At 49.4% G+C, this 25,575-nt stretch carries 24 protein-coding genes and 4 pseudogenes; 20 read left to right on the top strand and 8 right to left on the bottom strand.

Annotation, left to right across the window (positions count from 1 at the left end):
* Positions 1–50: 50 nt before the first annotated feature.
* A pseudogene (locus AC0L73_RS02420) lies at positions 51–1,225 on the top strand (phytanoyl-CoA dioxygenase family protein).
* 40 nt (positions 1,226–1,265) lie between these two features.
* Positions 1,266–2,813, top strand: coding sequence for an acetolactate synthase large subunit (locus AC0L73_RS02415; RefSeq protein WP_473654767.1), 1,548 nt, complete (start codon positions 1,266–1,268; stop codon positions 2,811–2,813).
* A 26-nt stretch (positions 2,814–2,839) separates the two neighbouring features.
* On the opposite strand, the gene AC0L73_RS02410 is transcribed toward AC0L73_RS02415, so the two are convergent.
* From AC0L73_RS02410 to AC0L73_RS02390, 5 genes and pseudogenes are all read right to left on the bottom strand, one after another.
* Entirely contained in the window at positions 2,840–3,232 is a 393-nt protein-coding gene (locus tag AC0L73_RS02410) for a methylglyoxal synthase (protein ID WP_227952404.1), read from the bottom strand.
* Positions 3,233–3,234: 2 nt separating this feature from the next.
* Entirely contained in the window at positions 3,235–3,525 is a 291-nt protein-coding gene (locus tag AC0L73_RS02405) for a putative quinol monooxygenase (RefSeq protein ID WP_227952403.1), read from the bottom strand.
* A gap of 2 nt (positions 3,526–3,527) precedes the next feature.
* Complete coding sequence (locus tag AC0L73_RS02400; protein WP_473654766.1) at positions 3,528–4,202, bottom strand: class II aldolase/adducin family protein; 675 nt, start codon at positions 4,200–4,202, stop codon at positions 3,528–3,530.
* Positions 4,199–5,491 carry a 3-oxo-tetronate kinase gene (gene otnK / locus AC0L73_RS02395; protein WP_473654765.1) on the bottom strand — a complete coding sequence of 431 codons (1,293 nt, stop codon included), beginning with the start codon at positions 5,489–5,491 and terminating at the stop codon, positions 4,199–4,201. The genes AC0L73_RS02400 and otnK overlap by 4 nt, the downstream gene beginning before the upstream one ends.
* Positions 5,492–5,509: 18 nt before the next feature.
* Positions 5,510–6,609 (bottom strand): annotated as a pseudogene (locus tag AC0L73_RS02390) (isocitrate/isopropylmalate dehydrogenase family protein).
* A gap of 403 nt (positions 6,610–7,012) precedes the next feature.
* Between AC0L73_RS02390 and AC0L73_RS02385 the strand changes: the two are divergent.
* From AC0L73_RS02385 to AC0L73_RS02355, 7 genes are all read left to right on the top strand, one after another.
* Complete coding sequence (locus AC0L73_RS02385; protein ID WP_227952399.1) at positions 7,013–8,035, top strand: TRAP transporter substrate-binding protein; 1,023 nt, start codon at positions 7,013–7,015, stop codon at positions 8,033–8,035.
* Between the two features lie 80 nt (positions 8,036–8,115).
* A complete protein-coding gene (locus AC0L73_RS02380) occupies positions 8,116–8,661 on the top strand; it encodes a TRAP transporter small permease (protein ID WP_227952398.1) in 546 nt (181 codons plus the stop codon).
* Positions 8,658–9,941 (top strand): TRAP transporter large permease, encoded by a 1,284-nt coding sequence (locus AC0L73_RS02375; RefSeq protein ID WP_227952397.1) that lies wholly within the window; start codon positions 8,658–8,660, stop codon positions 9,939–9,941. Before AC0L73_RS02380 ends, AC0L73_RS02375 begins: the two co-directional genes overlap by 4 nt.
* A gap of 70 nt (positions 9,942–10,011) precedes the next feature.
* A complete protein-coding gene (locus tag AC0L73_RS02370; protein WP_227952396.1) occupies positions 10,012–10,929 on the top strand; it encodes an SMP-30/gluconolactonase/LRE family protein in 918 nt (305 codons plus the stop codon).
* A complete protein-coding gene (locus tag AC0L73_RS02365; RefSeq protein WP_473654764.1) occupies positions 10,922–11,278 on the top strand; it encodes a Gfo/Idh/MocA family protein in 357 nt (118 codons plus the stop codon). Before AC0L73_RS02370 ends, AC0L73_RS02365 begins: the two co-directional genes overlap by 8 nt.
* A gap of 2 nt (positions 11,279–11,280) precedes the next feature.
* Complete coding sequence (locus AC0L73_RS02360; RefSeq protein WP_473654763.1) at positions 11,281–11,946, top strand: Gfo/Idh/MocA family protein; 666 nt, start codon at positions 11,281–11,283, stop codon at positions 11,944–11,946.
* A gap of 67 nt (positions 11,947–12,013) precedes the next feature.
* Positions 12,014–12,709 carry a GntR family transcriptional regulator gene (locus AC0L73_RS02355; protein ID WP_227952394.1) on the top strand — a complete coding sequence of 232 codons (696 nt, stop codon included), beginning with the start codon at positions 12,014–12,016 and terminating at the stop codon, positions 12,707–12,709.
* Positions 12,710–12,751: 42 nt separating this feature from the next.
* On the opposite strand, the pseudogene AC0L73_RS02350 reads toward AC0L73_RS02355, so the two are convergent.
* Positions 12,752–12,862: pseudogene (locus AC0L73_RS02350) on the bottom strand (DNA-binding response regulator); the annotation flags it as partial.
* A 329-nt stretch (positions 12,863–13,191) separates the two neighbouring features.
* Between AC0L73_RS02350 and AC0L73_RS02345 the strand changes: the two are divergent.
* The 7 genes from AC0L73_RS02345 to AC0L73_RS02315 are packed head-to-tail and all read left to right on the top strand — an operon-like array spanning position 13,192 to position 19,217.
* Positions 13,192–13,770 (top strand): ABC transporter substrate-binding protein, encoded by a 579-nt coding sequence (locus AC0L73_RS02345; protein ID WP_473654762.1) that lies wholly within the window; start codon positions 13,192–13,194, stop codon positions 13,768–13,770.
* A 13-nt stretch (positions 13,771–13,783) separates the two neighbouring features.
* On the top strand, positions 13,784–14,335 hold the full coding sequence (locus tag AC0L73_RS02340; protein ID WP_473654761.1) for an ABC transporter substrate-binding protein: 552 nt from the start codon (positions 13,784–13,786) through the stop codon (positions 14,333–14,335).
* Positions 14,336–14,352: 17 nt separating this feature from the next.
* Entirely contained in the window at positions 14,353–15,255 is a 903-nt protein-coding gene (locus AC0L73_RS02335) for a branched-chain amino acid ABC transporter permease (RefSeq protein ID WP_473654760.1), read from the top strand.
* Positions 15,237–16,127 (top strand): branched-chain amino acid ABC transporter permease, encoded by an 891-nt coding sequence (locus AC0L73_RS02330; protein WP_227952391.1) that lies wholly within the window; start codon positions 15,237–15,239, stop codon positions 16,125–16,127. The genes AC0L73_RS02335 and AC0L73_RS02330 overlap by 19 nt, the downstream gene beginning before the upstream one ends.
* Entirely contained in the window at positions 16,127–16,891 is a 765-nt protein-coding gene (locus tag AC0L73_RS02325) for an ABC transporter ATP-binding protein (RefSeq protein ID WP_227952390.1), read from the top strand. The genes AC0L73_RS02330 and AC0L73_RS02325 overlap by 1 nt, the downstream gene beginning before the upstream one ends.
* Positions 16,888–17,604, top strand: a complete 717-nt coding sequence (locus AC0L73_RS02320) for an ABC transporter ATP-binding protein (protein ID WP_227952389.1) — start codon at positions 16,888–16,890, stop codon at positions 17,602–17,604. The genes AC0L73_RS02325 and AC0L73_RS02320 overlap by 4 nt, the downstream gene beginning before the upstream one ends.
* Positions 17,604–19,217, top strand: a complete 1,614-nt coding sequence (locus AC0L73_RS02315) for an AMP-binding protein (RefSeq protein WP_473654759.1) — start codon at positions 17,604–17,606, stop codon at positions 19,215–19,217. Before AC0L73_RS02320 ends, AC0L73_RS02315 begins: the two co-directional genes overlap by 1 nt.
* Positions 19,218–19,563: 346 nt before the next feature.
* On the opposite strand, the pseudogene AC0L73_RS02310 reads toward AC0L73_RS02315, so the two are convergent.
* Together AC0L73_RS02310 and AC0L73_RS02305 are read right to left on the bottom strand one after the other, a co-directional pair.
* A pseudogene (locus AC0L73_RS02310) lies at positions 19,564–20,605 on the bottom strand (amidohydrolase family protein).
* 80 nt (positions 20,606–20,685) lie between these two features.
* Entirely contained in the window at positions 20,686–21,312 is a 627-nt protein-coding gene (locus tag AC0L73_RS02305; protein WP_227952386.1) for a TetR/AcrR family transcriptional regulator, read from the bottom strand.
* A gap of 297 nt (positions 21,313–21,609) precedes the next feature.
* Here AC0L73_RS02305 and AC0L73_RS02300 point away from each other — a divergent pair, with 297 nt between their 5' ends.
* The 4 genes from AC0L73_RS02300 (at position 21,610) to AC0L73_RS02285 (ending at position 25,545) form a co-directional block, all read left to right on the top strand.
* Entirely contained in the window at positions 21,610–22,722 is a 1,113-nt protein-coding gene (locus tag AC0L73_RS02300) for an ABC transporter ATP-binding protein (protein WP_473654758.1), read from the top strand.
* A 36-nt stretch (positions 22,723–22,758) separates the two neighbouring features.
* Positions 22,759–23,829, top strand: coding sequence for an ABC transporter substrate-binding protein (locus AC0L73_RS02295; RefSeq protein ID WP_227952384.1), 1,071 nt, complete (start codon positions 22,759–22,761; stop codon positions 23,827–23,829).
* A 70-nt stretch (positions 23,830–23,899) separates the two neighbouring features.
* A complete protein-coding gene (locus AC0L73_RS02290) occupies positions 23,900–24,745 on the top strand; it encodes an ABC transporter permease (protein WP_227952383.1) in 846 nt (281 codons plus the stop codon).
* Positions 24,742–25,545 carry an ABC transporter permease gene (locus AC0L73_RS02285; RefSeq protein WP_227952382.1) on the top strand — a complete coding sequence of 268 codons (804 nt, stop codon included), beginning with the start codon at positions 24,742–24,744 and terminating at the stop codon, positions 25,543–25,545. Before AC0L73_RS02290 ends, AC0L73_RS02285 begins: the two co-directional genes overlap by 4 nt.
* The last annotated feature ends 30 nt before the right edge of the window (positions 25,546–25,575 follow it).

Below are 25,575 nucleotides of genomic sequence, written 5' to 3'. Positions count from 1 at the left end.
TTACATTAAAATTTTAACAATGTTAAAATAATAAAAATAGGGAGAGACGCATGGTAGATCGCGATTACACTAAATCCATTGAAGCCTGTGCCGCACATTACGGGGAAGAGGCGGAGTCAGTTAAAGCCTATATGCATCAGGGTCATGAGCGTGCATACGCCCTTGGAAATCGAGGGCCGATCCGGTTCAATTCGGACGGGTCGCTGGCGCAGGAAATATTGGATGCATATTCCAAATATGGTTTTTATGTATTTGAGGAAGTTCTCCAGAATCGTGAACTCAAGGATATTGAAGAGGATATCGCAGAAATGAGGACGCGGTTTCCTGTGCATCGCGGGGCGAAGGTTGATTCGAAGGGGCGTGCGGCGTTGGATGCGGACTGCGAAGGTTCTGGTTTGCTCTGGAGTAAGCCGTTGAGCGATCCTTTCGGAGGAACGAATGTCGCGAGAGGCCGCCATCAGGTAAAACTGAAGGATCTCAATGTAGCGCCTGACGCCCCTGAAGAAGCACCATTCATTTTGGTGGGATCATTGCAATTCTCCGAAGCGCATTTGAGACTATATGCGCATCCGGAACTGTTAAAAGTAGCGGAAACCGTCAACGGAGAAGATTTTGCGCCGTTTAACGAAGTTATGTTCATCAAGGATCCCGGGTTAGGGGCAGCCGTATCCTGGCATCAGGACGGCGATACCCATTGGGATAGTCCTGAGTTTGATGAGAATATACATGGTTTTAATTTCATGGCTCAGCTATACGGAAGTACGCCGGTTAATGGTGTTTGGGTGGTCCCTGGTACGCATAAAATGGGGAAACTCGACATTACGGAAATGGTGCGGGAATCCGGGGGGAGCGTCTGAAAGATGCGGTGCCTATCGTCTGTGATCCTGGCGATGTTGTGATGTGCAATCGCCAGTTGGTGCATGGTTCTTTTCCAAATAGTGGATTTGAGCCTCGCCTGACACTCAATTTTGGGTTCCACAAACGATCATCTGTATTGGATGTACAGGGTGCCGGTATTCATAGTCCAGCTTGTGTATATGACGCAGAATATATAAAGGAACGAACCCGTGTTCTTGGCTATGCAATTGACGCCCGACGCCACTGGTATCCGGATGAAACGCCTTATGATTACAAACCGTTTAAGGAAACGGGAGAAAGCTTTTTCTGGGACTGCAAAGCCCAAGCCAGCCTCAAAGATTATAATCAACGTGATTTAAGTATCTGAGTTACATTAAATTTTGAAAACAATAGAAGAGGAGACACCAATGAATGGTGCAGAAAGCCTTGTCGCGACATTAGTTGAATCTGGTATTGATACTTGTTTTTCCAATCCCGGAACGTCGGAAATGCATTTTGTTGCGGCAACGGATAAAGTGCCGGGTATGCGCCCAATCCTGTGTCTGTTCGAAGGGGTGGTAACGGGGGCTGCCGATGGGTATGGCCGTATGAAAGGCAAGCCGGCGGCGACGCTTCTCCATCTGGGGCCCGGGCTTGCAAACGGGCTTGCAAATTTGCACAACGCCCGACGTGCCTCTACCCCGATTGTAAACATCGTTGGGGATCACGCGACTTATCATGGTCAATATGATGCGCCATTAACGTCCGATGTCGTCGGGTTTGCAAGGCCGGTTTCCGGATGGATCCATTCCAGCACAAGTGCTGCGACAGTCGCAACTGACGGAGCCCGCGCTGTCGCCGCTTCGATGGAGGGACAGGGTCAGATTGCGACGCTCATCCTCCCGGCAGATACTGCCTGGAACAACGCTCAGGGTCCCGCGCAAGCTCTACCGGTGCCGAAATTACCACCAGCAGATCCGCGCGCAATTGAAAAGGCCGCAGCAGCATTGAAATCAGCAAAGAACGCCGTATTGCTTGTCGGATCGGACGCCTTATATGGCGAAGGTCTGGCCAATGCCGGCCGTGTAGCGGCGGCAACTGGCGCACGGCTACTCTGCCCAACGACCAATGCCCGCCGAGAGAGAGGGGCTGGCAGGGTGCTTGTTCAGCCGCTTCCGTATTTTTCTGAAATGATTGAGAAGAAACTGGAAGGAATTGATACTCTTGTTGTCGCGGGGACAAAACCACCTGTGTCCTTTTTTGCTTATCCCGGCAAGGCAAGCTGGCTGACACCTGAGGGGTGCGAGATTATCTACGCATCGCACAGCCATGAAAATTCTGCCGCGGCACTGGCAGATCTGGCGGACGCAGTCGGGGGACCGAAGTCGCCGACAAAAATAGTTGAAAAGCAAACGGAAATGCCATCCGACAGTGATCGTCTTGACCAGTTTTCAGTTGGTAAAGCCATTGCGCATCTCTTGCCGGATGACGCCATCATCTGCGATGAGGCCAATACCTCTGGAACTGGACCATCGCGCGCCTGCACCTCAGCCGCACCACATGACTGGCTTTCACTTACCGGCGGGAGTATCGGGCAGGGGCTGCCACTAGCAACGGGAGCTGCGGTTGCCTGCCCAGACCGGAAGACTATTTGTCTTCATGGAGACGGCGGTGCCATGTACACGCCGCAATCTCTTTGGACGCAGGCACGTGAAAATTTGGATGTGACGACAATTATTTTCGCCAATAAATCCTACGCCATCTTGAATGTTGAATTCGGTCGTGTTGGCGTGGGAGAGCCAGGTCCAAAGGCTTTGGCACAGCTGGATTTACGAAACCCGGAACTAAACTGGGTTCAGCTTGCGCAAAGTATGGGAGTGAGCGCGTCCAGGTCCACCACAGTGAAAGAATTCCGCGAGCAATTCGCACATTCCATGAATGAGAAAGGCCCGCATCTGATAGAAGTCGTTTTATGATAGAAATCGGAACGGCCAGATGAAATTTATTTGTTGAAAAGGGCTGAATTCGTAATGATGAGATCAGCGGTAGCCGGATTGCAGGCCAAGGGAATGTCGTAGAGTGTTGACATTCGAACCAGAGCCTTCACATCCACGTCATGTGGCTGCGCTGTCATGGGATCCTGAAAGAAAATTAGTATACTTAATTTGCCCTCACAAATAAGGGCACCCAATTGTTGATCGCCGCCCCGTGGGCCGGATTTCAACTGTTGGATAAGTATGTCTGAATGGGCTTCGGTCAGGACTTTCCAGGTGGTGCCGGTGGCGTAAAAGTTATGCTTCTCAAGTATAGGCTTATTCCGTGTCACCCAGTCCAGCAAAGTCGCCTTCATCGCATCATGGGCGACGAGGCCTATATTCAGCCGTGCCGTCTCCATAATTACCGCGACACCAGACTGAGTGTGCGGACTGACTTGTCAATGACCCAGTCGCGGATGGTTTTGTCAAATTTCAGAAAATGAGAGGATGTGAGATGTTCCTGAAAGGATGGAGGGTCCGTGTAAAGTTCATACAGGGTGAATAGTGTTTGATCCTCTGGGTCGCAACAGACATCAAATTGATGACAGTCGGCTTCCTTGCTTAAAGAATTCTCGGCTTGCTTGAGAAGGGCACTCCGGAAGGAGGAAATGAATTCTTCTTTCACTTTAAAATCAACAAGAACGACAAACATTTTTACGGCTCCGGGTCTGGAAGAAAAGACTTGCCGGTTCCATAGCCTTTTCTGAATTTACTTATTGCCTCATCCATTTGCGTTTCGGTCAGGAGAGTAGGTCCGCCGACGGCTAATGTCCGCCAAAAAACATCGCACAGGGTTTCCACTTCCTGCGCCATGGAAAGAGCCTGCTTTAGTGTGCCTCCTAGCGCAATTTGTCCGTGATTTGCCAGCAGGCAGGCCTTCCGGTCCTGGAGCGCCCGTAGCGCGACGTCAGATAGCTCCTGTGTGGCAAAGGTCCGGTAAGGGGCGCATCTGATTGTATTTCCGCCTGCGATGCCAATCATATAGTGAAAAGCGGGCAGATCATGATTGAGGCAGGCGATCGTCATCACGGCCTTGCCATGGGTATGAACAACCGCGTTGACGTCTTGCCGGGCATTGAGGATATCTTCATGAAACCGCCATTCACTAGATGGCTTGCGTCGTCCGTTGGGGCTTTCATAGTCACCACCGAAACTTTTGAAAACGATATCTTCCGGGGTTAAGTCATCATATGCCATACCGGATGGCGTAATCAGATATCCATTCTCTTCACGGATAGACGCATTCCCCGAAGTGCCCTGATTTATGCCAAGCGCATTCATTTGCTGCACCGTTTTAATTATCTCAAGCCGTGCTTCAAGATCGTTCATGATGGCTTTGCTTTCATGGCATGAATTTGCGCGGCTGCTTTAGGAAAAAAATCCTGAGCGCCAAAGTTCCCTGATTTTAGAGCAAGTGCCAAAGGTTGGCCTGAGTGGCTTAGCGTCCAAGGGACGCCGGGATCAATTTGGGGACCTATTTCCAGGGCCTGTATTGCAAGGGAATGGATTACCGCACCGGAGGTCTCCCCTCCGGCGACAATAAATCGAGTAAAGCCGCTTTCTTGAAGAGCGGGCGCCAGTTGACCCAAGGTTTCTTCAATGAGGGAACCGACGGCTACGCGATCTTTCTTGTTTTGAAGTGCTTTAACTTCCGTTGGCGGCGCAGAGGTGTAGATCAGGATCGGCCCGTCTTCCACAATATTTTTGCTAACCCAGTCCAATGTTTGAGCGAGGACAGGCTTGTCGTCCAGAATGTCCTGAGGATTGATTTTTAAAGCAGGCATCCGGGATTTGGCATAGTCTATTTGCTCTAATGTCGCTTCCGAGCAACTCCCTGATAGAATAACAGTTCGTCCTTTTGGTACATCAAGCGGATTATCTAGATGGGGAGTGCTTAGGAGTCCTTTTGCTCGGAAATTGTCCGGCAAGCCCATGGCCACTGCGGATCCCCCCGTGATCAGTTTCAGATCCTTGCAGGCTGAGCCAATGGATTTCAAATGGTCATCGTTTAAGCCGTCCATTACGAAAATCGTCTTTTGCTCCGGATCGTGATTGTCGAAAATATTTCGGATTTCCTCAGTCCCGAGTTCGATGCTTTCAACGTAAATGTTTGAAATTTGGCTAGCGCTCTGTTTGGACAATACGCGATTAAGGTTGGAATCTGTCATTGGCGTAAGCGGATGGTTTCTGAGCGAAGACTCCGACAATAAAGTGCCGTTGACAAATAAGTGGCCCTTATACACAGTCCTGCCATTCTCAGGAAAGGAGGGGCAGGCGATGGTATAGGGGCATTTCAGATAATCCATCAACGCGTCGGTAACCGGCCCGATATTTCCGTCGTCTGTTGAATCAAATGTTGAACAGTATTTAAAGAAAATCTGTTTAGCGCCGGCTTTCAGCAGCCACTCACATGCGGCAAGTGATTGTTCAACTGCTTCGGTAGCAGGGATGGTTCTTGATTTGAGGGCGACAACTACCGCATCTGCTTCCGGTTTCGGTGTCATTTCGTCCGGCACGTCTATGATCTGAACCGTCTTCATCCCTTCGCGCATCAGGATCATGGCAAGGTCAGTTGCGCCCGTCAGATCATCCGCAATACATCCAAGTACGATACTCATTTATTTGCTCCCGGCCTTTCAGGATTGAATGTGACGAATGATTTCCTGTGTTACCGCCTTCGTTCCCATATCACCGCCAAACTCAGCAGGCCTTATGGAATTTTTGGAAAACCCCGATTGTATTGCATCTGAAATAACATCTGCCGCATCGGATAAGGCTTGGCTTCCCGCTTTGTCGGCAAGGTAATCCAGCATTAATGATCCGCTGAGAATGGCCGCCAACGGGTTGGCTTTATCCTGGCCCATAATATCGGGAGCAGTTCCGTGTGCGGGCTGGAAAAGACCATGATTGTCGCCGATTTCTCCGCAGGCCGCCATTCCCATGCCACCGACAAGCCCGCCCGCGAGATCAGACAGTATATCCCCAAACATATTTTCCATTACGAGAACATCAAAATCCCATGGTTTTCGGATGAGGTCCAGTGCTTGCGCGTCGACATAGTTGTATCCCTTTTCGATATCAGGGAATGCGCGACTTCTTTCGTCAAATATTTTACGAAAGAAGGCCATGGATTTAAAAACATTGGCTTTATCTACACAGGTAACAATGCCCTTGGTGCCCTTTTCTTTACGTTTTCGGGCCAGGTTAAACGCAAAATCATGTAATTTTTCCGTTGTTTTACGAGTAATTCTGAGCGTGTCCTGCACTTCAGCGTCATTTTCAACGGGGCATCTGTTATGAACGGCCGCCGAATAAAATAGTCCTTCAGTCGACTCCTGAGGATGATCATATCTATTGCCGCGGCTCTTTCATCCGCTAATCGTTGCGGGGCATTTGGATAAGCCTTTATTGGGCGAATGCCTGCATATAGCTGAAAAATATCCCGCAGGCGCAAGTGCGGGGCGATTTCCGTTCCGTCTTCATATCGGACAGAGGGGAGGCCAATGGCACCCAGAAATATCGCGTCTGCTACACCGGCCATTTTTTCCCCATCCGGTTCGATATCAAGGCCGGTTTCGCGGTAATATCCTGCACCCGCCAGTATTTCTTGATAGTTAAGGGAAAAACCGCCAACCCGGCTCTGTGCGGCTTCTATGACGGCTAAAGTTGCGTCTGCAACATCAATCCCGATCCCATCTCCTTTGATGGTTGCAATTTGAAAAGACGGAGTGGCCATAATTGATAATCCCGCAGTGATTCACTTAGTTGACGAGTTCGCACGTTATAATATCTAGCTGACTGAAATATACTTGCCGCTGCTTTTACGCTGGATCATTAAATAGGCTAAGTATTTCGATAATCTCTTTTCCAGTAACATGCTGGAATGACCCTGCATTGAACTCCCTGACTAACATTCTGATTTTCACGACTTATTTGAAGCAAACAGTAGAGGTCATAGTGACCTGATGCCACCTATTTAATACGGCATTATTGAATATGTCAATGTATACATAAAAATATACATTGACATATATATTATCGAATATAATGTACCAATGAAGTTGAAACAAGGCGGAGTTACAGATCCGCCCGTTTTGATAAACGACGGTAAAAAATCGCCGTAATTTGGGAGGTATATTATGCTAGAAAAGGTCATTAAATTCACATCAGGGGCGTTTATTGCAGCAACGGTTATATCCGGCGCCATGGTTTTCTCCACCGACGCTTTTGCTGAAAAAAACCTGCGTTTCAGCCATACAGATAATCCTGGCGGATCTCGTCAGGCTGCGGCTGAGGTGTTTGCGAAGAAAGTGGAAGAATACACTGAAGGCCGGTATAAAATCCGGATTTACCCGGCCGGTCAGTTAGCAAATGATCCAAAGGCCATTGAACAGCTCCAGCTTGGCGGTGTCGATTTCACTGTGTCAGCCACGGGAAGTTACGCAACGCATCTACCAAGTTTGAACCTCACAGCCATGCCGTTTCTTGTCGACACATACGAGCAGGGGTGGGAATTTTACGATAATTCGGACTGGCTGAGGAATGAATTCTCCAAGCTGCCTGCCAAGGGCTTTCGCGTTTTGTCTACATGGGAGGCAGGCTTTAGAAGTTTTACCACAAGAATGGAGCTGAATTCGCCCGCGGATGCAGAAGGACGCAAAATGCGGGTTTATCCAAATGATATGATCCGCTGGACCATGGAAGCAATTGGTTTTCAAACCGTCGTAATGCCGATTACCGATGTTTATCTCTCTATTCAGCAAGGTGTTGTGGACGGCCAGGAAAACCCGGTTGATACGATTAAGTCTTTGCGGTTTTATGAAGTGGCCCCGTATATCACTTTGACACGTCACGTTTATAGCCCACTACCTCTGACCGTTTCTGAAAAAACGTGGCAGTCGTTCTCGGATGCTGACAAGGCCGCCGTGAAAAAAGCCGCCGATGAGGCCGCCAACTTTAGCCGCAATCTGGTCCGGGATTCCGTCAATAGCCAGCTTGACGAAATGAAGGCCGCCGGTGCAAAAATCAGCTCGCCTGAAATTGGACCCTTCAGAGAAGCCGTCGCCTCTGTGTATGATAAAGCAAAAGGTATCTATGGCGAAGAAGTTGCAAAAGTATTGGCGGACGCAGCAGATATTCGCAAGAAGCTCCCCGCTAAATAATAACCAATGAAATCAAACAGGTCCGCGTCAAATTGCGGGCCTGTCTCTTTTCATCGTGAACAAAGAGGGAGTGTTAGTCGATGGACTACCGCAATCGCTATCCCGCTTTCATAAAAATGTTGAGCCGCTTGATCGACTTGTTTCTGGTCTGCGGTGGTGCGTGTGTTCTGATGTTGATCTTCGCAAATGCGGCCTTGCGGGGAGCGGCTGGTTTCGATCTAGCATGGTCACTAGAGGTTACGGCGTTTTTATTGCTTTGGCTGACGTTTTTGGGCTGTGCGGCGGCGGAAGCCAGAGGCGCCCATATGAGAGTAACCGAAGTCGTTTCCTACCTCGTGCCAGATAGGCTGAAGCCGGTTCTTGAGTTTATCATCAATGTTACGATTGCCGTCGTATTAATTTCGTTGATGTATCAAGGCTTCCAGATTGCCCTACACACATGGGCGCAGAAAACAACCGTCCTGTATTGGCCTGTCGGGCTCCTATACGCCTCACTTCCAGTCGGCATGGCCCTGACATTCATCTTTCATCTGGCGAATATGGTTTTTGACATTCGGGATAGTTTTACCTCGTCCCGCGATCCCTTCAGGAAATCCAATGACCCGGCATGGGAGGATTTCGAATGATTTTGCTGTTTATCTGTGCCGTATTTCTCTTCACTATTATGATCGGTGTCCCTCTCGTCTGGGCGATACTGATTACGGCTATTCTTCCCATATTCGTGTTTGATCTGGGGTATCCCCTGCAAGCCGTTTACCTGAACCTGATCGGAGGCGTAGAACCCAATCATTTTATTGCAATACCTCTGTTTATTGTTGCTGGCGAGCTGATGGGACGGGGTGGTGTGGGGCAGCGTATCATCAATTTCGCAAAAGCCGCGTTCGGATTTTTGCCGGGCGGGCTAGGCTGTGTGGTTGTTGGGGCCTCCATGTTGTTTGGCGGTATATCCGGCTCGGCAATCGCCGACTCTGCGGCAATCGGATCGGTCATGATCCCGAACATGGCAAAGCAGGGCTATTCGAAGGGATTTGCCGGTGGTTTGGTGGCCGCCGCTGGAACAATTGGCATTATTATTCCTCCTTCAATCCCTATGTTGATATATGGATTTGTTGGCAATGTATCCGTCGCTGATCTGTTTCTGGCGGGCGTCGTACCCGGCCTGATTTTTGGCCTCCTCTTTATGGCCGTCTGTTTTTACATCGGTAAAAAGACTAAATGCGACCCTGGCGGCGCGACATCGTCCCCCAAGGAGTTATGGGGCGCCTTCGTGGCATCCGCGCCCGCGCTCTTTATGCCAATTCTTATCCTTGGGGGTATTTTCGGCGGTATTGTCACGCCGACAGAGGCCGCTGCGGTTGCCGTCATGTACGGCTTCTTCGTCACCGTGGTCATTTATCGGGATTTCAAGCTGAGCCAGCTTCCCGCGCTGTTTATCGATTCCTTCGTGACCAGTGCGATTGTGATGGTGGTGATCGGCGCGACCAGCGTGTTGGGATGGCTGATAACCTTGGAACAGCTTCCCCAGATTCTTGTTGAGTTTGTCCAGAGTGTCTCATCGGATCAGATTACCTTCTTACTGCTGGTGAATTTGGTGATGCTCATCCTCGGACTCGTTCTGGACCCTGTCCCGGCGATCCTTTTGACGGCACCACTCTTTATTCCCACAGCAATGACATTCGGAGTTGATCCCGTTCATCTCGGGGTTATCATGACCTGTAATGTTGCCGTTGGTCTATTTACACCGCCAGTTGGCGCCACTTTGTATGTTGCGTCACGTATTGCAAATGTGGGGGTTCTGACAATCGCACGTGCGATGGCACCGCTTTATTTGGCCGCGCTGACAGCGCTGCTTCTGGTGACCTATTTTCCTGCAATTTCAATGACATTGGTTCATTTTTTCAGATAAGAAGTAACGCATGATTAGCTTAGACAAAATCGGACGTGTCGGCAGAGGGTTGAATCGCCCGGAATGCGTATTGACGACGTCAAACGGCCGGATTTATACGGCGGATTGGCGCGGCGGAGTGGCCGTCACGGAAAGAGATGGTTCAACTTGGTGCTTGCTTTCCAACGAACCTGAACTCGAACTTCGTCCCAACGGAATTTGCCTGATGCCAGACGGGGCCTTCCTGATTGCGCATCTTGGCGATAGGGACGGAGGGCTCTATCGCATTGCCGAGGACGGTCGGACGACGGCCCTTTGTACGGAGGTGGATGGGGTTCCCCTGCCTCCCAGCAACTACGTGCACCTGGACAAAAAAGGCAGAATATGGGCGACCATCAGTACACGCCATATCCCGCGGTCATTGGGGTATAATCAGTCGGTCAGGGATGGCTTTGTCATTTTGATAGAAAAGGGTCAGGCGCGCATTGTCGCGGATAACCTTGGCTATACGAATGAGTGCCTTGTCCATCCGGATGGAACCAGATTATTTGTGAATGAAACATTTTCCCGTCAATTGGTCAGTTTCGATATTTCCGAGAATGGCGATCTTTTCAATAAGACGGTTATCCAGGAATTCGGCCATGGCACCTATCCCGATGGCATGACATTCGATGAAAAGGGCGGGATTTGGATTACGTCTATCGTGAGTAATCGCGTTATCCGCATCGCCCCTGATGGCAAGGGTGAGATCATTCTGGAAGATTGTCGCCCCGAGCATCTCAACTGGGTGGAGGAGGCATTTATGTCCGGGCAGATGGGGCGGCCACATCTCGACAATGCGCAAAGCGAAAAACTTAAAAACATATCAAGTCTAGCCTTTGGCGGGGCGGATTTATCGACAGGGTACTTGGGATGCCTACTCGATGATTGTGTCTATACGTTTAAGTCGCCCGTCAAAGGAAATGCACCGGTTCACTGGAATTTTGAAGGACCGAAACGCCATGGATAAGATTAAAGTCGCGGCCGTTGGAACGGGCTACTTCAGTCGATTTCAATATGCTGCCTGGGATCGAATTCCTGAAGTGCAACTCGTTGGGGTCTGTAATCGCACATTGTCTACGGCAAAGGAGTTGGCGGATCAATATGGCATAAACAATGTCTACACAGACTTTCGCCAAATGTTGGAAGTTGAGAAACCGGATCTGGTTGATATCATAACGCCGCCGATCACCCATGTGGATTATGTGACGACGGCCGTGGAACTTGGCATTCCTGCCATATGCCAAAAGCCGTTTACGTCTTCTGCCTCCGAAGCCCGAAAGCTCGTCTCCTTCATTGAAGAGAAGGGGGTAAGGTAATTGTGCATGAGAATTTCCGTTTTCAGCCTTGGTATCGAAAAATCAAGGAGATACTTGAGGAGGGATGGTTCGGACAACTTTATGAGATTTCTTTCGCATTGCGACCGGGCGATGGCCAGGGCCCGTCGGCCTATCTCGACCGGCAGCCGTATTTTCAGAAAATGGAACGCTTTTTGGTGCACGAAACAGCTGTTCATCTGGTTGATGTGTTTCGATATCTATTTGGCGAAATCGGGGCCGTTTACGCCGATCTACGCCGGGTGAATCCGGTCATTAAAGGGGAAGATGCGGGAATTCTCCTTTTCGATTTTATAAGCGGGGCCAAAGGCGTGTTTGATGGTAATCGTTTAAGTGATCATTGTGCAGATAACCGTCGGCTGACCATGGGAGAAATGCGAATAGAGGGAGAAAAAGGAACGCTTACCCTTGATGGAAATGGCGGGTTGAACTGGCGGGATCATGGCCAGAATTCGGTCAAAGAGATATCCTACGAATGGATTGACCGAGACTTCGGGGGTGATTGTGTGTATTCGTTGCAGCGGCATGTGGTCGATCATCTTCTATATGGAAAAGAACTGATGAACACCGCAAAAGAATACCTCGCAAATGTGGAAATTGCAGAAGCATCGTATGTTTCAAATGAAAAAGCTGTCAAAATTGTTCTGTGATTAGCAACTATCGGGTTACTATTGCCAGACTTAGTGGGACAAAAAATAGTTGGGAGTCGTAACGATTGTGGTCGTGAAAGAAATGAAAGTTACAAGCAAAACACCCAAGATTTCTATTGCTGAACAAGCCTATGCGGAACTTAAACGCCAGATTCTTGAAAATGAACTCCCGCCAGGACACCAACTGATGGAAGGTGAAATCGCAGAGTTGCTTGATATAAGCAGGACACCTGCGCGCGAAGCCATGATGAAGCTCGAAGCAGAAGGGTTGGTGGAGGTTCGTCCGCGTCATGGCATGAAAGTGAAACCGATTTCTGTGTCTGACATGCGGGAAATTTATGCTTTGCTGACGGGGCTGGAATCTACTGCCGCATGGCAAGCGGCGGCGTTGGACCATGATGATGCGGAAATCCAAAAGCTGTTGGACAGTGTCGAGAAAATGGGCAAGGCGTTGAAGGAACAGGACCTGCAAGGCTGGGCCAGCGCCGATGAATCCTTTCATCGCCAATTGGTCGCCATGAGCGGCAATAAACGATTGATAGAGCTTGTCGATCGATTTATCGATCAGTCCCACAGAGTCCGCATGCTCACCCTGAGTTTCAGGCCCCCACCTTTAAAGTCGAATGAAGATCACGCCAATGTCGTGGAAGCAATTTTGAAGAAGCAGCCGGATAAAGCGCGCAGGCTGCACCGAATTCATCGCGAAAACGCAGGAAAATTATTGGTGGAACTATTGGAAAAGCACGGTCTTACACAGTTGTAACAGCGTGATTATGTATGGCGCTGCCTGAAATGTAAGCTCTATTCAAGTTCCAACTATTTTTCTACAAATGCTGATCGCCATCACTGCCGCAGAAGTTTTTTTGTCGACGCCCAGTTTATGAAATATCTGTTCTAGATGTTTATTGACTGCTCGTGCCTTGAACCGAGGCTTGCTAGTCTCGATGGTGGCACGCCATCATCAGACGAACGAGGTAAAGCACCTCTGGATGACATCTCAATAGATAATGGTCTGCTGTCTGCGAGGTGTCACAATGTTGGCTTAAGGAAATCGCTGGGATTTATGCGCCTCCAATTGCAGGCGGATGTGCGGGCTCATGCTCAAACAACAAATGCGTCGGCGTGCCATTTCTTGAGGCAAATTCAATAGTAGGGTTTCGACGGCCACTCTCAAGTTGACATGACGGGCAAAAGAAATCATTTTAGGCGGAACAAAAATCAAAAACAAACGAACAGGTTCCCTCAATGAAAAAGATGAAAAATCTATTTGCTGTATTTTCTGTCATATCGTGTCTCGGTTTCCTTATTCCCGGATCGGCGTCAGCTGAAGATCATACAATCGGCGCTCTCTTTCCGCTAAGCGGTCCTAACGCGACATATGGCGACGTCTTCATGTCCGGCTCTGATCTCGCGGTTGACCATATCAATGCGGACAAAATGCTGAGCGGTCCGATGTCGATTGCGTATGAGGACAGCCATGGCCTCCCGCAGCCGGCAGTTGTCGGAATGACAAAGCTCGTGAATGTCACGAATGTTCCTTATGTTCTCTCCGCTTTCACTGGCGTATCAAAAGCGATTTCCACACTGGGAACGCGGAATGAAGTTGTTGCCGTAAATGGTGGGGGCGTTGGTCCCGATCTAGCCGCTCTCGGGGAATATTTCTGGAATGTTATTCCTCTCGTTAATCTAGAAGTTCGTGCGGTAATGCCTTATCTTATTAAAGAAAAAGGCATTAAGCGTGTCGTGCTTATCTACATCGATGACCCCTTCGGTAATTCTATCCTTGAAGAGCTGGAAGCCACGTTGAAAGATCTCGGGCGGTGAGTTGGTGGAAACAATGTCTGTTCCCACGACAGCGCAGCAATTTTCTGGGATCGCCGCGAAGGTTCGTGCGGCCAAGCCGGATGCAGTCTATATCGCCAGCTACGGTGCCCAGCAAATCCAGATCGTCAAGCAACTGCGGGACAATGGCGTGGATCAGCAACTTGTCACATATTCAGGTTATCTTGTGCCGGACGCACTTGCTCTGCCGGAAACCGAAGGCATTATCACGACGGGCCAGGGCGTGAACTACAAGTCCGACGATCCAGTCACCAAGCGGTTTGTCACAGACTACAAAGCGAAATATGATCGCGATCCGACAGCCTATAACGTCAACTATTACAACGCGACGCTGTTGTATGCGATCTTGGCGCAGGCACTGGAAGCTGAGGGTAAAGAAGTAACCGGAGCTAATTTGCTGGCGAAACGTCAAGAAATGGGCAGCTTTGATCTGGTCGGTGGAACAGTTTCCTTCCAGAGCAACGGCACATTGTTGTTCCCCATTCAGGTGAAAGTCGTCAAGAACGGCAAGCCTGAAGTTATCGATACAATCGATTTCGGCAAATAAGTAGAAATAGGTAGCAAATGCTTGCGTTACAGCTGACTATCACCGGTCTTCAGACCGGTGCTCTCTATGCACTTACAGCCGTCGGATTTTCCCTGATTTTCGGTTCCACCCGGATATTTCACTTTGCGCATGGGGCAACTTTCATTATTGCCGCGTATCTCTTCTACTTTGTGAATGTATCCGGGTATGGCCTGATCTTGGGGATTATCGCCGCGACGGCAGGGGCCATAATCTTCGGGTTGCTTCTGAACAGGTTCGTCTATGTTCCTATCCAGCGCGATGAAGGCTCCTTCTTCACTGTATTTGTTGCCTCCTTTGGCATCGGTATTGTTGTCCAGAATGTCATTGGGATGGTGTTTGGTCGTGGTTATGTCACCGTACAGACACCACTTTCCTTTTCCGTCGAGTTAATGGATGGGCTCTATGTCTCACCCTTGGCGTGGATATCGATGATTTGCGCAGCTATTTTCTTTGGTATTCTCTGGTGTTTTCTCAAGTACAGCCAGATGGGAAAGGCGCTGCGGGCCTTGTCGGATAATCCGGAACTCGTTCGGGTATTTGGCTTGAATCCGCGCTTTATATCTGCCTGTGCCTTTACGATTGGCTCAATTCTCGTCGTACCGGCCGCAATTATTTCTGGCGCAACGTCGGGCTTGAATCCGGCGATGGGACATCATGTCATGCTGATCTCCCTCGCTGCAACAATTGTTGGCGGTATCGGGAGTGTCGCAGGGACATTGCTTGCCGGACTTGCCCTTGGTCTAGCAGAAAGCCTTGCACTTCTTTATGTGGATTCTGCAATGGACCGAGGCAGTAACCTTCGCAATTTTGTTCCTCTTTATTATTGTTCGTCCGTCCGGCCTTTTGGGTCGTTCTTCGGCGCATTGAGGAGGGGAATACTGTGGAAGCTTATCTCCTGAATCTCGTCATTCTTATCTCAATCTATTCAATCCTTGGCGTCACCCTTAATTTCATTATGGGGTATGCCGGAATTTACTCTCTTGCGCATGCTGTGTTTTTCGGCGTTGGGGCCTATGCGGGCACCTTTATGGCGATGCATGTAAATGCGTCAATCTTTGTCACCCTGCCCGTGGCTATGGCGGCGGGTGCCATCCTTTCCCTGATACTTGCCTTGCCGGCCCTGCGTGTGCGCGGCGAGTATTTCGTGGCGGCTTCGCTGGGATTGCAGGTTCTGGCCGTCACTATTTTTTCGGAATGGAAAAGTGTGACCGGAGGCATTGGCGGGTTGATCGGAATTCCGCCTCTGGATGTAGCGGGTTTTGAGGTGTTCAAGCCCAGCCAGTTTATCTTTGTGACGGTAGGTGCGCTGATCATTATCCTTTTCATCATAAACCGCCTTGTTCATTCAAGCTTTGGACGTAGCCTTCGGGCCATTCGTGATAGCGAAAGTGCGGCGGCGGCATTTGGCAAAAACGTCCCGCTCATTAAAACCATTTCCGTTGTTATTTCATCCGCACTGACGGCAGTGGCGGGAGTTCTATATGCGAGCTATCTCAGCTTCATCAATGTGGAAAGCTTCAAGCTTGATACCTCCGTTTTGATTATGGCTATGGTGATCATTGGCGGAACAGGAACGCAGGCCGGACCAATTGTCGGGGCCGCGTTGTTGCTCTTGCTGCCGAGCTTGATCAGTTACCTGGATTTCCTTCCGCAAACAGAGATCGGATCAATCCAGCAAATCATATATGGCCTTGGAATGGCGTTGCTCATGATATATCGGCCAGGCGGAATTGTTGGGCGCAAGAAGCAATCTGAAACAGGAAAAGAGTAATGGTTGCATCAACTGCGGACACGCAAGAAATCCTTATGGAAATTCGTAATGTTGACAAGGCTTTCGGGGGCGTAAAGGCCGTCGACGATGTCTCTATGGATTTACGTGCGGGTATTATTACCACCCTTGTCGGGCCAAATGGGGCCGGCAAGACGACGCTTTTCAACCTGATCACCGGTGAATTGTTAAAGGATAGCGGATCCATTAAATGGCTCGGTAATCCGATCAACAAGATTAAACCCTATCAGGCGGCCCGCGCCGGTATATTGAGAACATTTCAGGATTTACGTCTGTTCAATGAAATGTCTGTTGAAGATAATATCCTGACATCGGTCGAAGATAATTCCGTGCCTGTTCCCCTGACTAAGAGCCAGCGTACAGCCCGCCGTGAAAAAGTGGAATATGCCCTGAACCGTGCGGGTCTTTTTACAAAGCGTAAGATACGGGCAAAAGATCTAGCCTATGCGGAGCGAAAATTTCTATCCATGGCGCGGGTAATGGCAACTGATGCGCGGCTTTGGCTGTTGGATGAACCGGCGTCGGGCCTTGATCCAAATTCTTACGAGAAATTTCTGGAGATTTTGCGCGAAGAAGTGAAACAGGGTGTGACCGTTTGTATTATCGAGCATAACCTCGATATTGTTATTGGTATTTCTGACCGGATTGCGTTTCTTGACCGGGGAAAACTGCTGGCGGATGGAGAGCCGCAAAGCGTTCTGAATGACCCCGAACTGAGAGCAATTTACTTTGGAGAGCGCACATGAGTAAATCTGTCGTTCTGGCTACACAAAATATCACCGCCGGGTATGGCGGGCATCCCGCCATCAATGACATTTCGGTTGAACTCCGGGAGGATGAGGTCTTGTGTCTGATCGGTCATAACGGGGCAGGGAAGTCGACACTGCTGAAATGCATGTTTGGTCTTCTAGGTTCAGAGTCGGGCGCCATCACAATTGATGGCAAGGAAACGACGAAAGAAACTGCCCGCGAAATTGCTGATCGTGGCGTTGCCATGGTGCCGGAAGGGCGCGGGGTTTTCCCCAGCCTTACGGTGCGTGATATCTTTTCTCTTGGCATGCATGCGGCGGGAGTTCCCAAAAAGGAACAGTCAGACCGGGTTGAGTGGGTGCTTGAAATCCTGCCCGCGATCAAGGAATTCATGAACCGTCCTGCCGGAACCCTGTCCGGCGGTCAACAGCAGATGGTATCGATTGGCCGGGCACTCCTTAACCGGCCACGTATTCTGCTCATGGATGAGCCGTCGATCGGATTGGCACCAAAGCTATTTCAGGATCTTCTTGCGCCGATCCGCGCTCTGCAACAACGGGAGAAACTCTCTATCCTTTTGGTAGAACAGAATGTCCGGGAAGCGCTTAAAATTTCCGATCGGGCGGTTGTCATGAAATCAGGCGCGATGATCTGGGAGGGACTCCCCGATGAGCTTCAGGACAACGAACGGCTTATGGAACTTTACTAATGGCGTTCACAGAGCTCACTTTCGATAGCGCACTCAAGGATCGAATTGCGTCGGAGAAGGCGGGGGATATCCGCCCCATTTTCGTTTTGGAGGATGGAACGGCAATTTCTCCCTCCGCATTTGAGAAAATGGTGTCCGCTAGTGCCGCCTGGCTTGCCTCGCGCGGTATTATCGAAGGTGACAGGGTTGCCATCTGGCTCCCGAATAAAATTGAATGGATGGCGTTGCTGTTTGCTTGCGCCCGGATTGGCGCCATCGTTGGGGCGGTGAATACCCGTTATCGCACGGCGGAGCTTCAGCATATTCTCAAATCCAGCGGTGCAAAGATACTGATATTTGAGGGGCAGAACAGTTACACGGATTTCCATGGCCTGATTTCTGAGCTGGATTTTTCAGAGCTGCCAGAACTGGAAACGTTCGCTTGCATAGATCAGGACAGCGAACAGCTTCGTTCTTTGAATAAAATCGAGATTGATAGCTTTACAATGGATGCGTCCTTGCCGGCGCCAGACTCTGTTGGACGGCCAGATAGTCCAATCCTGCTGTTTACAACCTCTGGTACGACCAATGCACCGAAGCTTGTTGTTCATATACAGCGCGCCGTCGCGCTCCATGCGAATAATTGTGCAAAAGCAATGGGCTTTGATAAGGAAGGCGCACGGTTTCTCGCCGTTATGCCTTTTTGTGGTGTCTTTGGCTTGAGCCCTACACTGGCCGCAATTGCGAGCGGTGCACCGGTCTACCTAAATACCCAGTTCAATATTGACCTGCTTATCCGGACGGCAAAAGCGAATGCAATAACGCATCTGTTTGGAAGTGACGAGATGTATCTGCAGATATGGCAAAAGGATAAAGAGGCTTTAGCTCACGCGCGAATTTGCGGCTTTGCCTCCTTCACGCCAGGCATGGAAGATAAACTGCGTCAGATGGCCACCTCAGGGGTTCCTTTAGTGGGGCTTTATGGAGCTAGCGAACTTCACGCCATTTTATCAACACAACCTCTGTCCTTGCCGATTGATCAGCGGCTGCAAGGGGGCGGGAAATTCGCCAGCGAGTTGACAGAAATTCGGGTACGCAATACGGAAACTGGTACCCTGTGCGCGACCAATGAAGTCGGTGTCATGGAATTTCGGGCACCGACAAACTTTATTGGTTACTTCCGCAATAAAGAGGCGACATCTAAGGCCATCGACGAAGAAGGATTTTTCCATAGTAACGATGTGGGCTATGTCCGTGACGACGGTACCTATGTCTATATGGCGCGAAACGGGGACTTCCTTCGTCTTTCCGGATTTCTCACAGATCCGAAAGAAATTGAGGAAGTGATCGAGCAAAATGACTCCGTCGAAAAATGCCAGGTTGTCGGCATAGAGTTTGAGGGAAAAACGCGGCCTGTTGCTTTTGTTATCGGCTCCGATGCGGCGCGCCCGCCAAACGAAGAAGACGTTATCTGCAATGCAAAATCATCGTTGGCGCACTACAAGGTTCCACTCAGAGTGATCGTAGTTGATGCTTTTCCAACAACCGAAAGCGCAAATGGTTTGAAGATTCAAAAGACGAAACTGCGCGATCAGGCAATCAGATATTTTCAGGAGAATCTGCCCAAAAGTTAGATGGGTATTTTTCACCAGTCAAAGACAAGGTGTTCTTCGTCTGACAGCTTCGCCCTTGTGTTCTGAGAAAGTCGCCAGAGGCATTTATCTGGCCAGTTGTGCAATGCGTTGGCGGTAATCGCTCGGTGATACGTGAAGCAAGCGTAATAAGCAGCGGCGTATCCGTTCGTCATCTCCAAACACCCATTGGTATGCAACTTCATTTACAATATATTTTTCTTTGAGCGGCCGCGAAACATGTTGCGAAATATGCAGGATACGGTTGGACCGAAGATGCAACACATGACCCCTTCGCGGTTCAACATGGAGTTTAACCCCTTGTACACCGTACCATGACGAAGTCCGTTCAAGAATTTTTAGGGTTATCTAACCGATACACACGGGCTGCGGTGTTGTAATAAAGGTCGGCTTTCTCCGCATCGCTATAGTTGGCCGTCAGACGTTTGAAGGAGTTCCACAGCACATTGTAACTGCAGGTTACTTTGTCGACCGGGAAATTGGATTCGAACATGCAGCGATCAGTACCAAACTGTTCGATCGTATGTTCATAAAACCGTCGGGTTGCTTCCATCAGCTCAAGGCTTGAGGGCGGGCGCTCATTCAAATGCCAGTCAAAGCCGTTAATTTCCATTGCCAGTGCCTCCTAGTTTTGCAACGACATTTGGGCATTCGGCCAAGTCAGCTATGGCTTTTTTCCAAGCAGGAAAATACTCATCCCGTTTACCTTTGTAAGGTCCAATGCCCAATGGGCCTCCGAAATGATTGAGGATTATTGTTGTCTCCGGAAAGGCATGGGCAAGATCCGTCAGCTGCGGGATTTGCGGATGGTAACACCAACCCTCAAAGCTTAGATTTCGCGGTGCAAGATTGGCGAAGCCTTCGCGAAATTTCGAATTCAGGTACACATTCTCAATTGTCGTTGGTTGGGCATTAGGTACATCATCGCTTGCATCCCACGGAGCGCGATGACGAATGCCGCGAAAACGTCCGCCACCCGCCGCGATATGTGCATCCAGCACAGGGGCGACAGCATCTCCGAGCATCAGGTCAGCCAAGCCCACGATCCCGGCGGCAACACGTGCGTCGCCATAGAGACCAGACGCGCTCATCGCGGCAATGCCGTTGACGAATTCTGTTTCGCCAACCGGCATCATTTCTTCCGGACCTGTCGACCGGTACATGGCGCCGCATTCGATGAAGACGGTTGAGACGATATTATGGCCGCTATAAATGTCTGACAGTATTTCGTCGAGGAGGTATTTGTGCGATGCCCTCAGAGGGCGGAATTCCCACAAATGATGATGCGGGTCGCAAATTGGCAGATCGGGTTCCAGTGTTTCTTCAACTGTGAGGTTAAGCCAGTCATGATTTGTTGGTAATGTTGTCATTTTGTTATTCCCTAGCACAAAAAGTAATTCACAATTGGTCGCCGGCAGAAAGTGTTGACACGTATTCCTTTCAAAGGATGCTATTCGGCCATTGATGTGTTCTTTGCAAAGGACCTGGTTTTATCAAGTAACTTGAGGTCAGGTGTTTTCCCATATAATATTCGATACCATGCAAGAGAAATAGCTTCAGCAACCAATTCCTCATCAGTGGTAAATTCAGCCATACTCGGGGATTTGTAGACAAAAGTTTCACGAAGCAACTCATCCACCATAGAAATTGTTGCGCGCACCATCAGCCTTGTCGCCGGGCTTTTTAAGTCCTCTGTGGTGATGCAATTCCTAGCGTGGAGATCTCTCATGACAACACGGGCCCATCTGTCATCCATCTGATCGCGCCGCAAATTAAGTTCAGGGGCTTCTCGCATCAGCATTTCACGGCCGGCAAGCAGTCCCGCATTTCTGACGTAAACCCCAATATAATAAAGATTATACTCCAGAATTTTTTGGTAAATTGTTGGCGCTGTGCTGTTTTTTGGACGTATTCTACGGCGAAGGGCTTCGTATCTTCGTATGACGGCTTTTGCAGCTTCGGCACGATTTTCAAAGTATAAGTAGAAGGTTCCGCGCGCCATATCGACAGTCTCGACGATGCCGTCGACTGTCATATTTTCAAACCCCACCCGTTCCATCTCAAGTGCTGTTGCCATCAATATTTTCGCACGCGTGCGATACCGTTTGCGTTTGCCTTTAAGACTTTTTGAATGATGGACGAGGAATTCCGTGAGACTAAAAGATTTTATGTTTGAATTTTTCATCACGTTCGCAGTTCTACCCTCATTTCGTGTAATTTTCGACAAGAAAACTCGAAACCTGATGGGTTTTTTGTTCGGACTAAAAATTCACTATTAGTAATATTGACACCGCATATAAATGATGTCAATGTCATAAATAGACTACGTGTCATAAATATAATAAATGTCATTAAAAACAACCTTGGGGCAAGCATGATTGAGCGCGACGTGGAATTTGGTGCTTCTGTAACCTTTGACGGTGTTTCAAAAACTTACGGCGCGGTTAAGGCTCTCTCTGACTTCAATTTATCTATTCAGCGGGGCGAATTCGTTACCTTATTGGGGCCAAGTGGCTCGGGGAAAACGACGGCCTTGAACGTTCTTGCTGGCTTTGTTGATGCGACTGAAGGTGATGTTCGTGTAAATAAAAATTCGATTCTCGGCTTGCCGCCGGAACGGCGAAATATTGGAATGGTATTCCAGAATTACTCCTTATTCCCGCATATGAATGTATTTGAGAATGTCGCTTTTCCACTTCGGTTGAGAAAAGTGGCGCAAGATGAAGTGAAGAGGCGGGTGGGAGAAAGTCTGGCGATGGTGCAGCTCAATGATTTTGGCGATCGTATGCCAAATCAACTATCAGGTGGCCAAAGGCAGCGCGTCGCCTTCGCAAGAGCGATTGTATTTGAGCCATCAGTTTTGTTGATGGACGAGCCTCTGGGCGCGTTGGATTTGAAGCTGCGTGAAGCCATGCAGTTGGAAATCAAGCGTTACCACAAACAGTTAGGATGCACCATTCTGTTTGTTACCCATGATCAGGGAGAGGCACTCGCGCTTTCAGATCGAATTGCGGTCATGGGGGAGGGGCGAATTGTCCAAATCGATACACCAGACCGTATTTACGATGAACCAAATTCAAAATATGTCGCTGATTTTATCGGGACGACAAATATTGTGGATTTTGAGCGCGGGCCATCTTCAATCATTAGGTTTCCCGATCTCAACGCTGAATTTGAACTTCCGGAAAATGACAAGAGCTGGGGGCAGGGTCAAAACTCGATCAGTCTTCGGCCGGAAAAATTACATCGTGACATATCACCAAGCGACCATGTGATCATCTTTGATGCGTCCGTCGAAGAGTACTTATTCCTTGGGAATATCATTCAATACAGCGTCCGGACCACAACGGGGAAGACGCTGCTATTTCAAGAACACCGTGGCCCCAGCGTTCCTATTCTCGCTCGGGGTGAAACACTAAAACTCGCATTTTCGATCAATGACGCGCGCCCGTTAGATGAAGGCACCCACGGTTCAGGGCTCACGTAATTGATTGCTAAACAATTCAACTCGGGGAGAGTATGTATGACAAAATTACTAAAACAATTTGCAAAGGTAGCGGTCGCTACACTTGTTGTTGCCGGGAGTGCCAATCTGGCGCTCGCCGCGGACAAGGAAATCACATTTAGTGGTTCTGGCGGTGTTGTTGGCAAGGTCTCAAAGGAAGTTTGGTGGGGGCCTTATACCGAAGCCACAGGCACAAAAATCAACCATGTTGCGGCTGAAGCAAAGCGTATGCCCCAGCTCGAAGCAATGGTGAAATCCGGAAACGTTCTTTGGGATGCCATGGAAGTCTCCGCTTCTGACTATCCGCTTGGCGTTAAGAAGGGGCTGTTTGAAGCAATTGACTACAGCTTGGTAGATCCGGACAATCAACTTCCCGCAGACACGCGCGAAGAATTCGGGGTTGCCTATGCAGCATATTCCCAGGTTCTGATTGTTCGGACAGACAAGCTTCCTGACGGCAAGAAAATGGAAAGCTGGGCCGATTTTTGGGATGTTGAGAATTTTCCGGGACCGCGTGCTTTACGCGGACGTGCAGAAGATAATCTGGAATTTGCCTTGCTCGCGGATGGCGTGCCGGCAGAAGACATCTATAAGGTTCTAAGCACCGAGGAAGGCCTTGATCGAGCCTTTGCAAAGCTGGATGAAATCAAGCCGCATATTACCACTTGGTGGACCAGCGGTGCACAATCTGTTCAATTGCTGTCCGACGGCGAAGTTTACTTTTGCCCATCGTATAACGGCCGTATAACAACACTTGTTTCGTCCGGCATTCCGGCAGAAATTGTTTGGAACGGTGGGGCTATGCACAAGTCCTACATCGCAATTCCAAAGGGAACAGAACACTTAAAAGAGGCGACCGAGTACGTCAAGTTCCGGACAACAAGTGCCGACCGTATGCGTGAATATGTGACTCACCTACCTTATCCAGGATGGGCGCCGGGTCTGTTTGACGGAATGGATCCAAAGATGGCAGCGAACATGCCCACATTTCCAGCGAACCAAAAAGTACAGTTTTCAGCTAGCGCAGAGTTTTGGGCTGAAAATCTCGATGCAATCCAGGAACGCTGGACCGAGTGGCTCCTACAGTAGACCTCAATAGTATTGATCGTGTCTGGCGATAAATTTGTACCTGCCAGACACGATTTTAGGAGATAGAGACGTGAACGCTAAAAAGAAATTTACGAGTACGTGGTTGCTTTGGCCGGCATTATTTATGCTGGTGGCGTTCTTTCTCATTCCAACGTTAGACATCCTTCGGGCGAGTGTTTATGACCCGGAATTCACCACAAAACATTTTGCGAAGCTACTGGGGAGCAACGTCTATCTGGACGTCCTTTGGCGTACAATCAGGCTGTCTGTTATTGTGGCCTTGATTTGTGCCGTCATAGCTTATCCGATTTCTTATTTCATCGTGCAGCGGCCCCGTAAACAACAGATATTTTTCCTGTTCCTGGTATTTATTCCACTGTGGATGAGTGTCCTAATTCGTTCCTACGCCTGGATGGTCGTCTTGGGGCGGGAAGGGATGATCAACGCTCTCTTGATTGGTCTTGGCTTTACAGATGAGCCGGTGAAGATGCTTTTCACAACGGGCGCAGTTTATGTTGCCATGGTGCAGATATTATTGCCGATCCAGATCGTTACTTGCTACAGCGCGATGACCGAAATTGACCTGGACCTTATGCGTGCGGCGCGCATTCTGGGAGCAAAACCCTGGCAGGCCATACGGCGCGTATTCCTTCCCTTGAGCTTAGACGGCACTGTCACCGGAGCCATTATCGTCTTCATGCTGTCGATGGGTTTCTTCATTACGCCCGCTCTCGTTGGGGGGCGAAAGGATATCATGATGGCGAACCTGATCGAGTTCCAGGTCCAACAGTTGAACTGGGGCTTTGCCGCCGCCATCTCCATCGTTCTGCTCATCGGGACGGTCTTATGCGTAATCATCATTAAGCGGCTTTCAAAAATACTTATAAGACGCCTCGTTGGCGGAGGACACGCATGAACAAGAAGCCCTTCAATTTGTCGAAATTCCTTTTGACCGGCTATTTCCTTGTCGTCATTCTGTATCTCGTATTTCCGATATTTATCGTCATTCCGATATCCTTTAGTAACAATCCGTTCTTGCGCTTTCCGCCGAGTAATCTAGGAGTGCTTTGGTATGAAACCTATTTCGGGGATTCCGGATGGGTTGAGGCAACTTTGTTGTCGCTGAAGGTTGGATTGATTGCCTGTGTCGTGTCGACTGTGGTTGGAACATTGGCCGTGCTGGTGCTGGAACGACAAGTTCTGCGATCCAAAAACCTGCTGACCTATTTCATTACATCGCCCATCATTGTGCCGCATATATTTATCTCCTTGGGGATGTTTATATTTGCGATCCGTCTCGGCATTGAAGATAACGCAATTACGCTTGCGTTTGCCCATGCGACCATTGCATTCCCGTTTGTTTTTCTAATTGTCGGCGCGAGTCATCGGCAACTGGATCCGACATATGAACGTGCCGCCCGTGTTCTTGGTGCCGGACCGGTTCGCGCCTTTTTTTCAGCAGCCTTTCCGAGCCTTTTGCCGGGAATAGTCGCTGCTGCGGTCTTTTCCTTCTTTGTATCCTTCGACGAACTCATCATTGCCGAATTCATGATGAGCGGTCAACAAACGCTGCCAATGCGCATATGGGCTGACTTGAAACTGGAAATGCGTCCGACGATTGCAGCGGTTTCCAGCATCCTGATCGTCGCGTCAATAATTGGTATGGGCGCGGCGGAAATACTGCGTCGGCGTAGTGTCAATATTTCAAATAACTAGCCAAAAAAACTAAAACCAACCAGAAAAGTG

It is taken from the genome of Sneathiella sp. D3-11 (assembly GCF_055809395.1).
The sequence above is the reverse complement of the archived record's forward strand: the minus strand, read 5'-3'. Positions and strand labels throughout refer to the sequence as shown.

Coding starts and splice junctions, on each gene's coding strand:
- AC0L73_RS02415 (WP_473654767.1), top strand. CDS start 1,266: ATGAATGGTGCAGAAAGCCTTGTCGCGACATTAGTTGAATCTGGTATT.
- AC0L73_RS02410 (WP_227952404.1), bottom strand. CDS start 3,232: ATGGAGACGGCACGGCTGAATATAGGCCTCGTCGCCCATGATGCGATG.
- AC0L73_RS02405 (WP_227952403.1), bottom strand. CDS start 3,525: ATGTTTGTCGTTCTTGTTGATTTTAAAGTGAAAGAAGAATTCATTTCC.
- AC0L73_RS02400 (WP_473654766.1), bottom strand. CDS start 4,202: ATGAACGATCTTGAAGCACGGCTTGAGATAATTAAAACGGTGCAGCAA.
- otnK (WP_473654765.1), bottom strand. CDS start 5,491: ATGAGTATCGTACTTGGATGTATTGCGGATGATCTGACGGGCGCAACT.
- AC0L73_RS02385 (WP_227952399.1), top strand. CDS start 7,013: ATGCTAGAAAAGGTCATTAAATTCACATCAGGGGCGTTTATTGCAGCA.
- AC0L73_RS02380 (WP_227952398.1), top strand. CDS start 8,116: ATGGACTACCGCAATCGCTATCCCGCTTTCATAAAAATGTTGAGCCGC.
- AC0L73_RS02375 (WP_227952397.1), top strand. CDS start 8,658: ATGATTTTGCTGTTTATCTGTGCCGTATTTCTCTTCACTATTATGATC.
- AC0L73_RS02365 (WP_473654764.1), top strand. CDS start 10,922: ATGGATAAGATTAAAGTCGCGGCCGTTGGAACGGGCTACTTCAGTCGA.
- AC0L73_RS02345 (WP_473654762.1), top strand. CDS start 13,192: ATGAAAAAGATGAAAAATCTATTTGCTGTATTTTCTGTCATATCGTGT.
- AC0L73_RS02340 (WP_473654761.1), top strand. CDS start 13,784: ATGTCTGTTCCCACGACAGCGCAGCAATTTTCTGGGATCGCCGCGAAG.
- AC0L73_RS02335 (WP_473654760.1), top strand. CDS start 14,353: ATGCTTGCGTTACAGCTGACTATCACCGGTCTTCAGACCGGTGCTCTC.
- AC0L73_RS02325 (WP_227952390.1), top strand. CDS start 16,127: ATGGTTGCATCAACTGCGGACACGCAAGAAATCCTTATGGAAATTCGT.
- AC0L73_RS02320 (WP_227952389.1), top strand. CDS start 16,888: ATGAGTAAATCTGTCGTTCTGGCTACACAAAATATCACCGCCGGGTAT.
- AC0L73_RS02315 (WP_473654759.1), top strand. CDS start 17,604: ATGGCGTTCACAGAGCTCACTTTCGATAGCGCACTCAAGGATCGAATT.
- AC0L73_RS02305 (WP_227952386.1), bottom strand. CDS start 21,312: ATGGCAACAGCACTTGAGATGGAACGGGTGGGGTTTGAAAATATGACA.
- AC0L73_RS02300 (WP_473654758.1), top strand. CDS start 21,610: ATGATTGAGCGCGACGTGGAATTTGGTGCTTCTGTAACCTTTGACGGT.
- AC0L73_RS02295 (WP_227952384.1), top strand. CDS start 22,759: ATGACAAAATTACTAAAACAATTTGCAAAGGTAGCGGTCGCTACACTT.
- AC0L73_RS02285 (WP_227952382.1), top strand. CDS start 24,742: ATGAACAAGAAGCCCTTCAATTTGTCGAAATTCCTTTTGACCGGCTAT.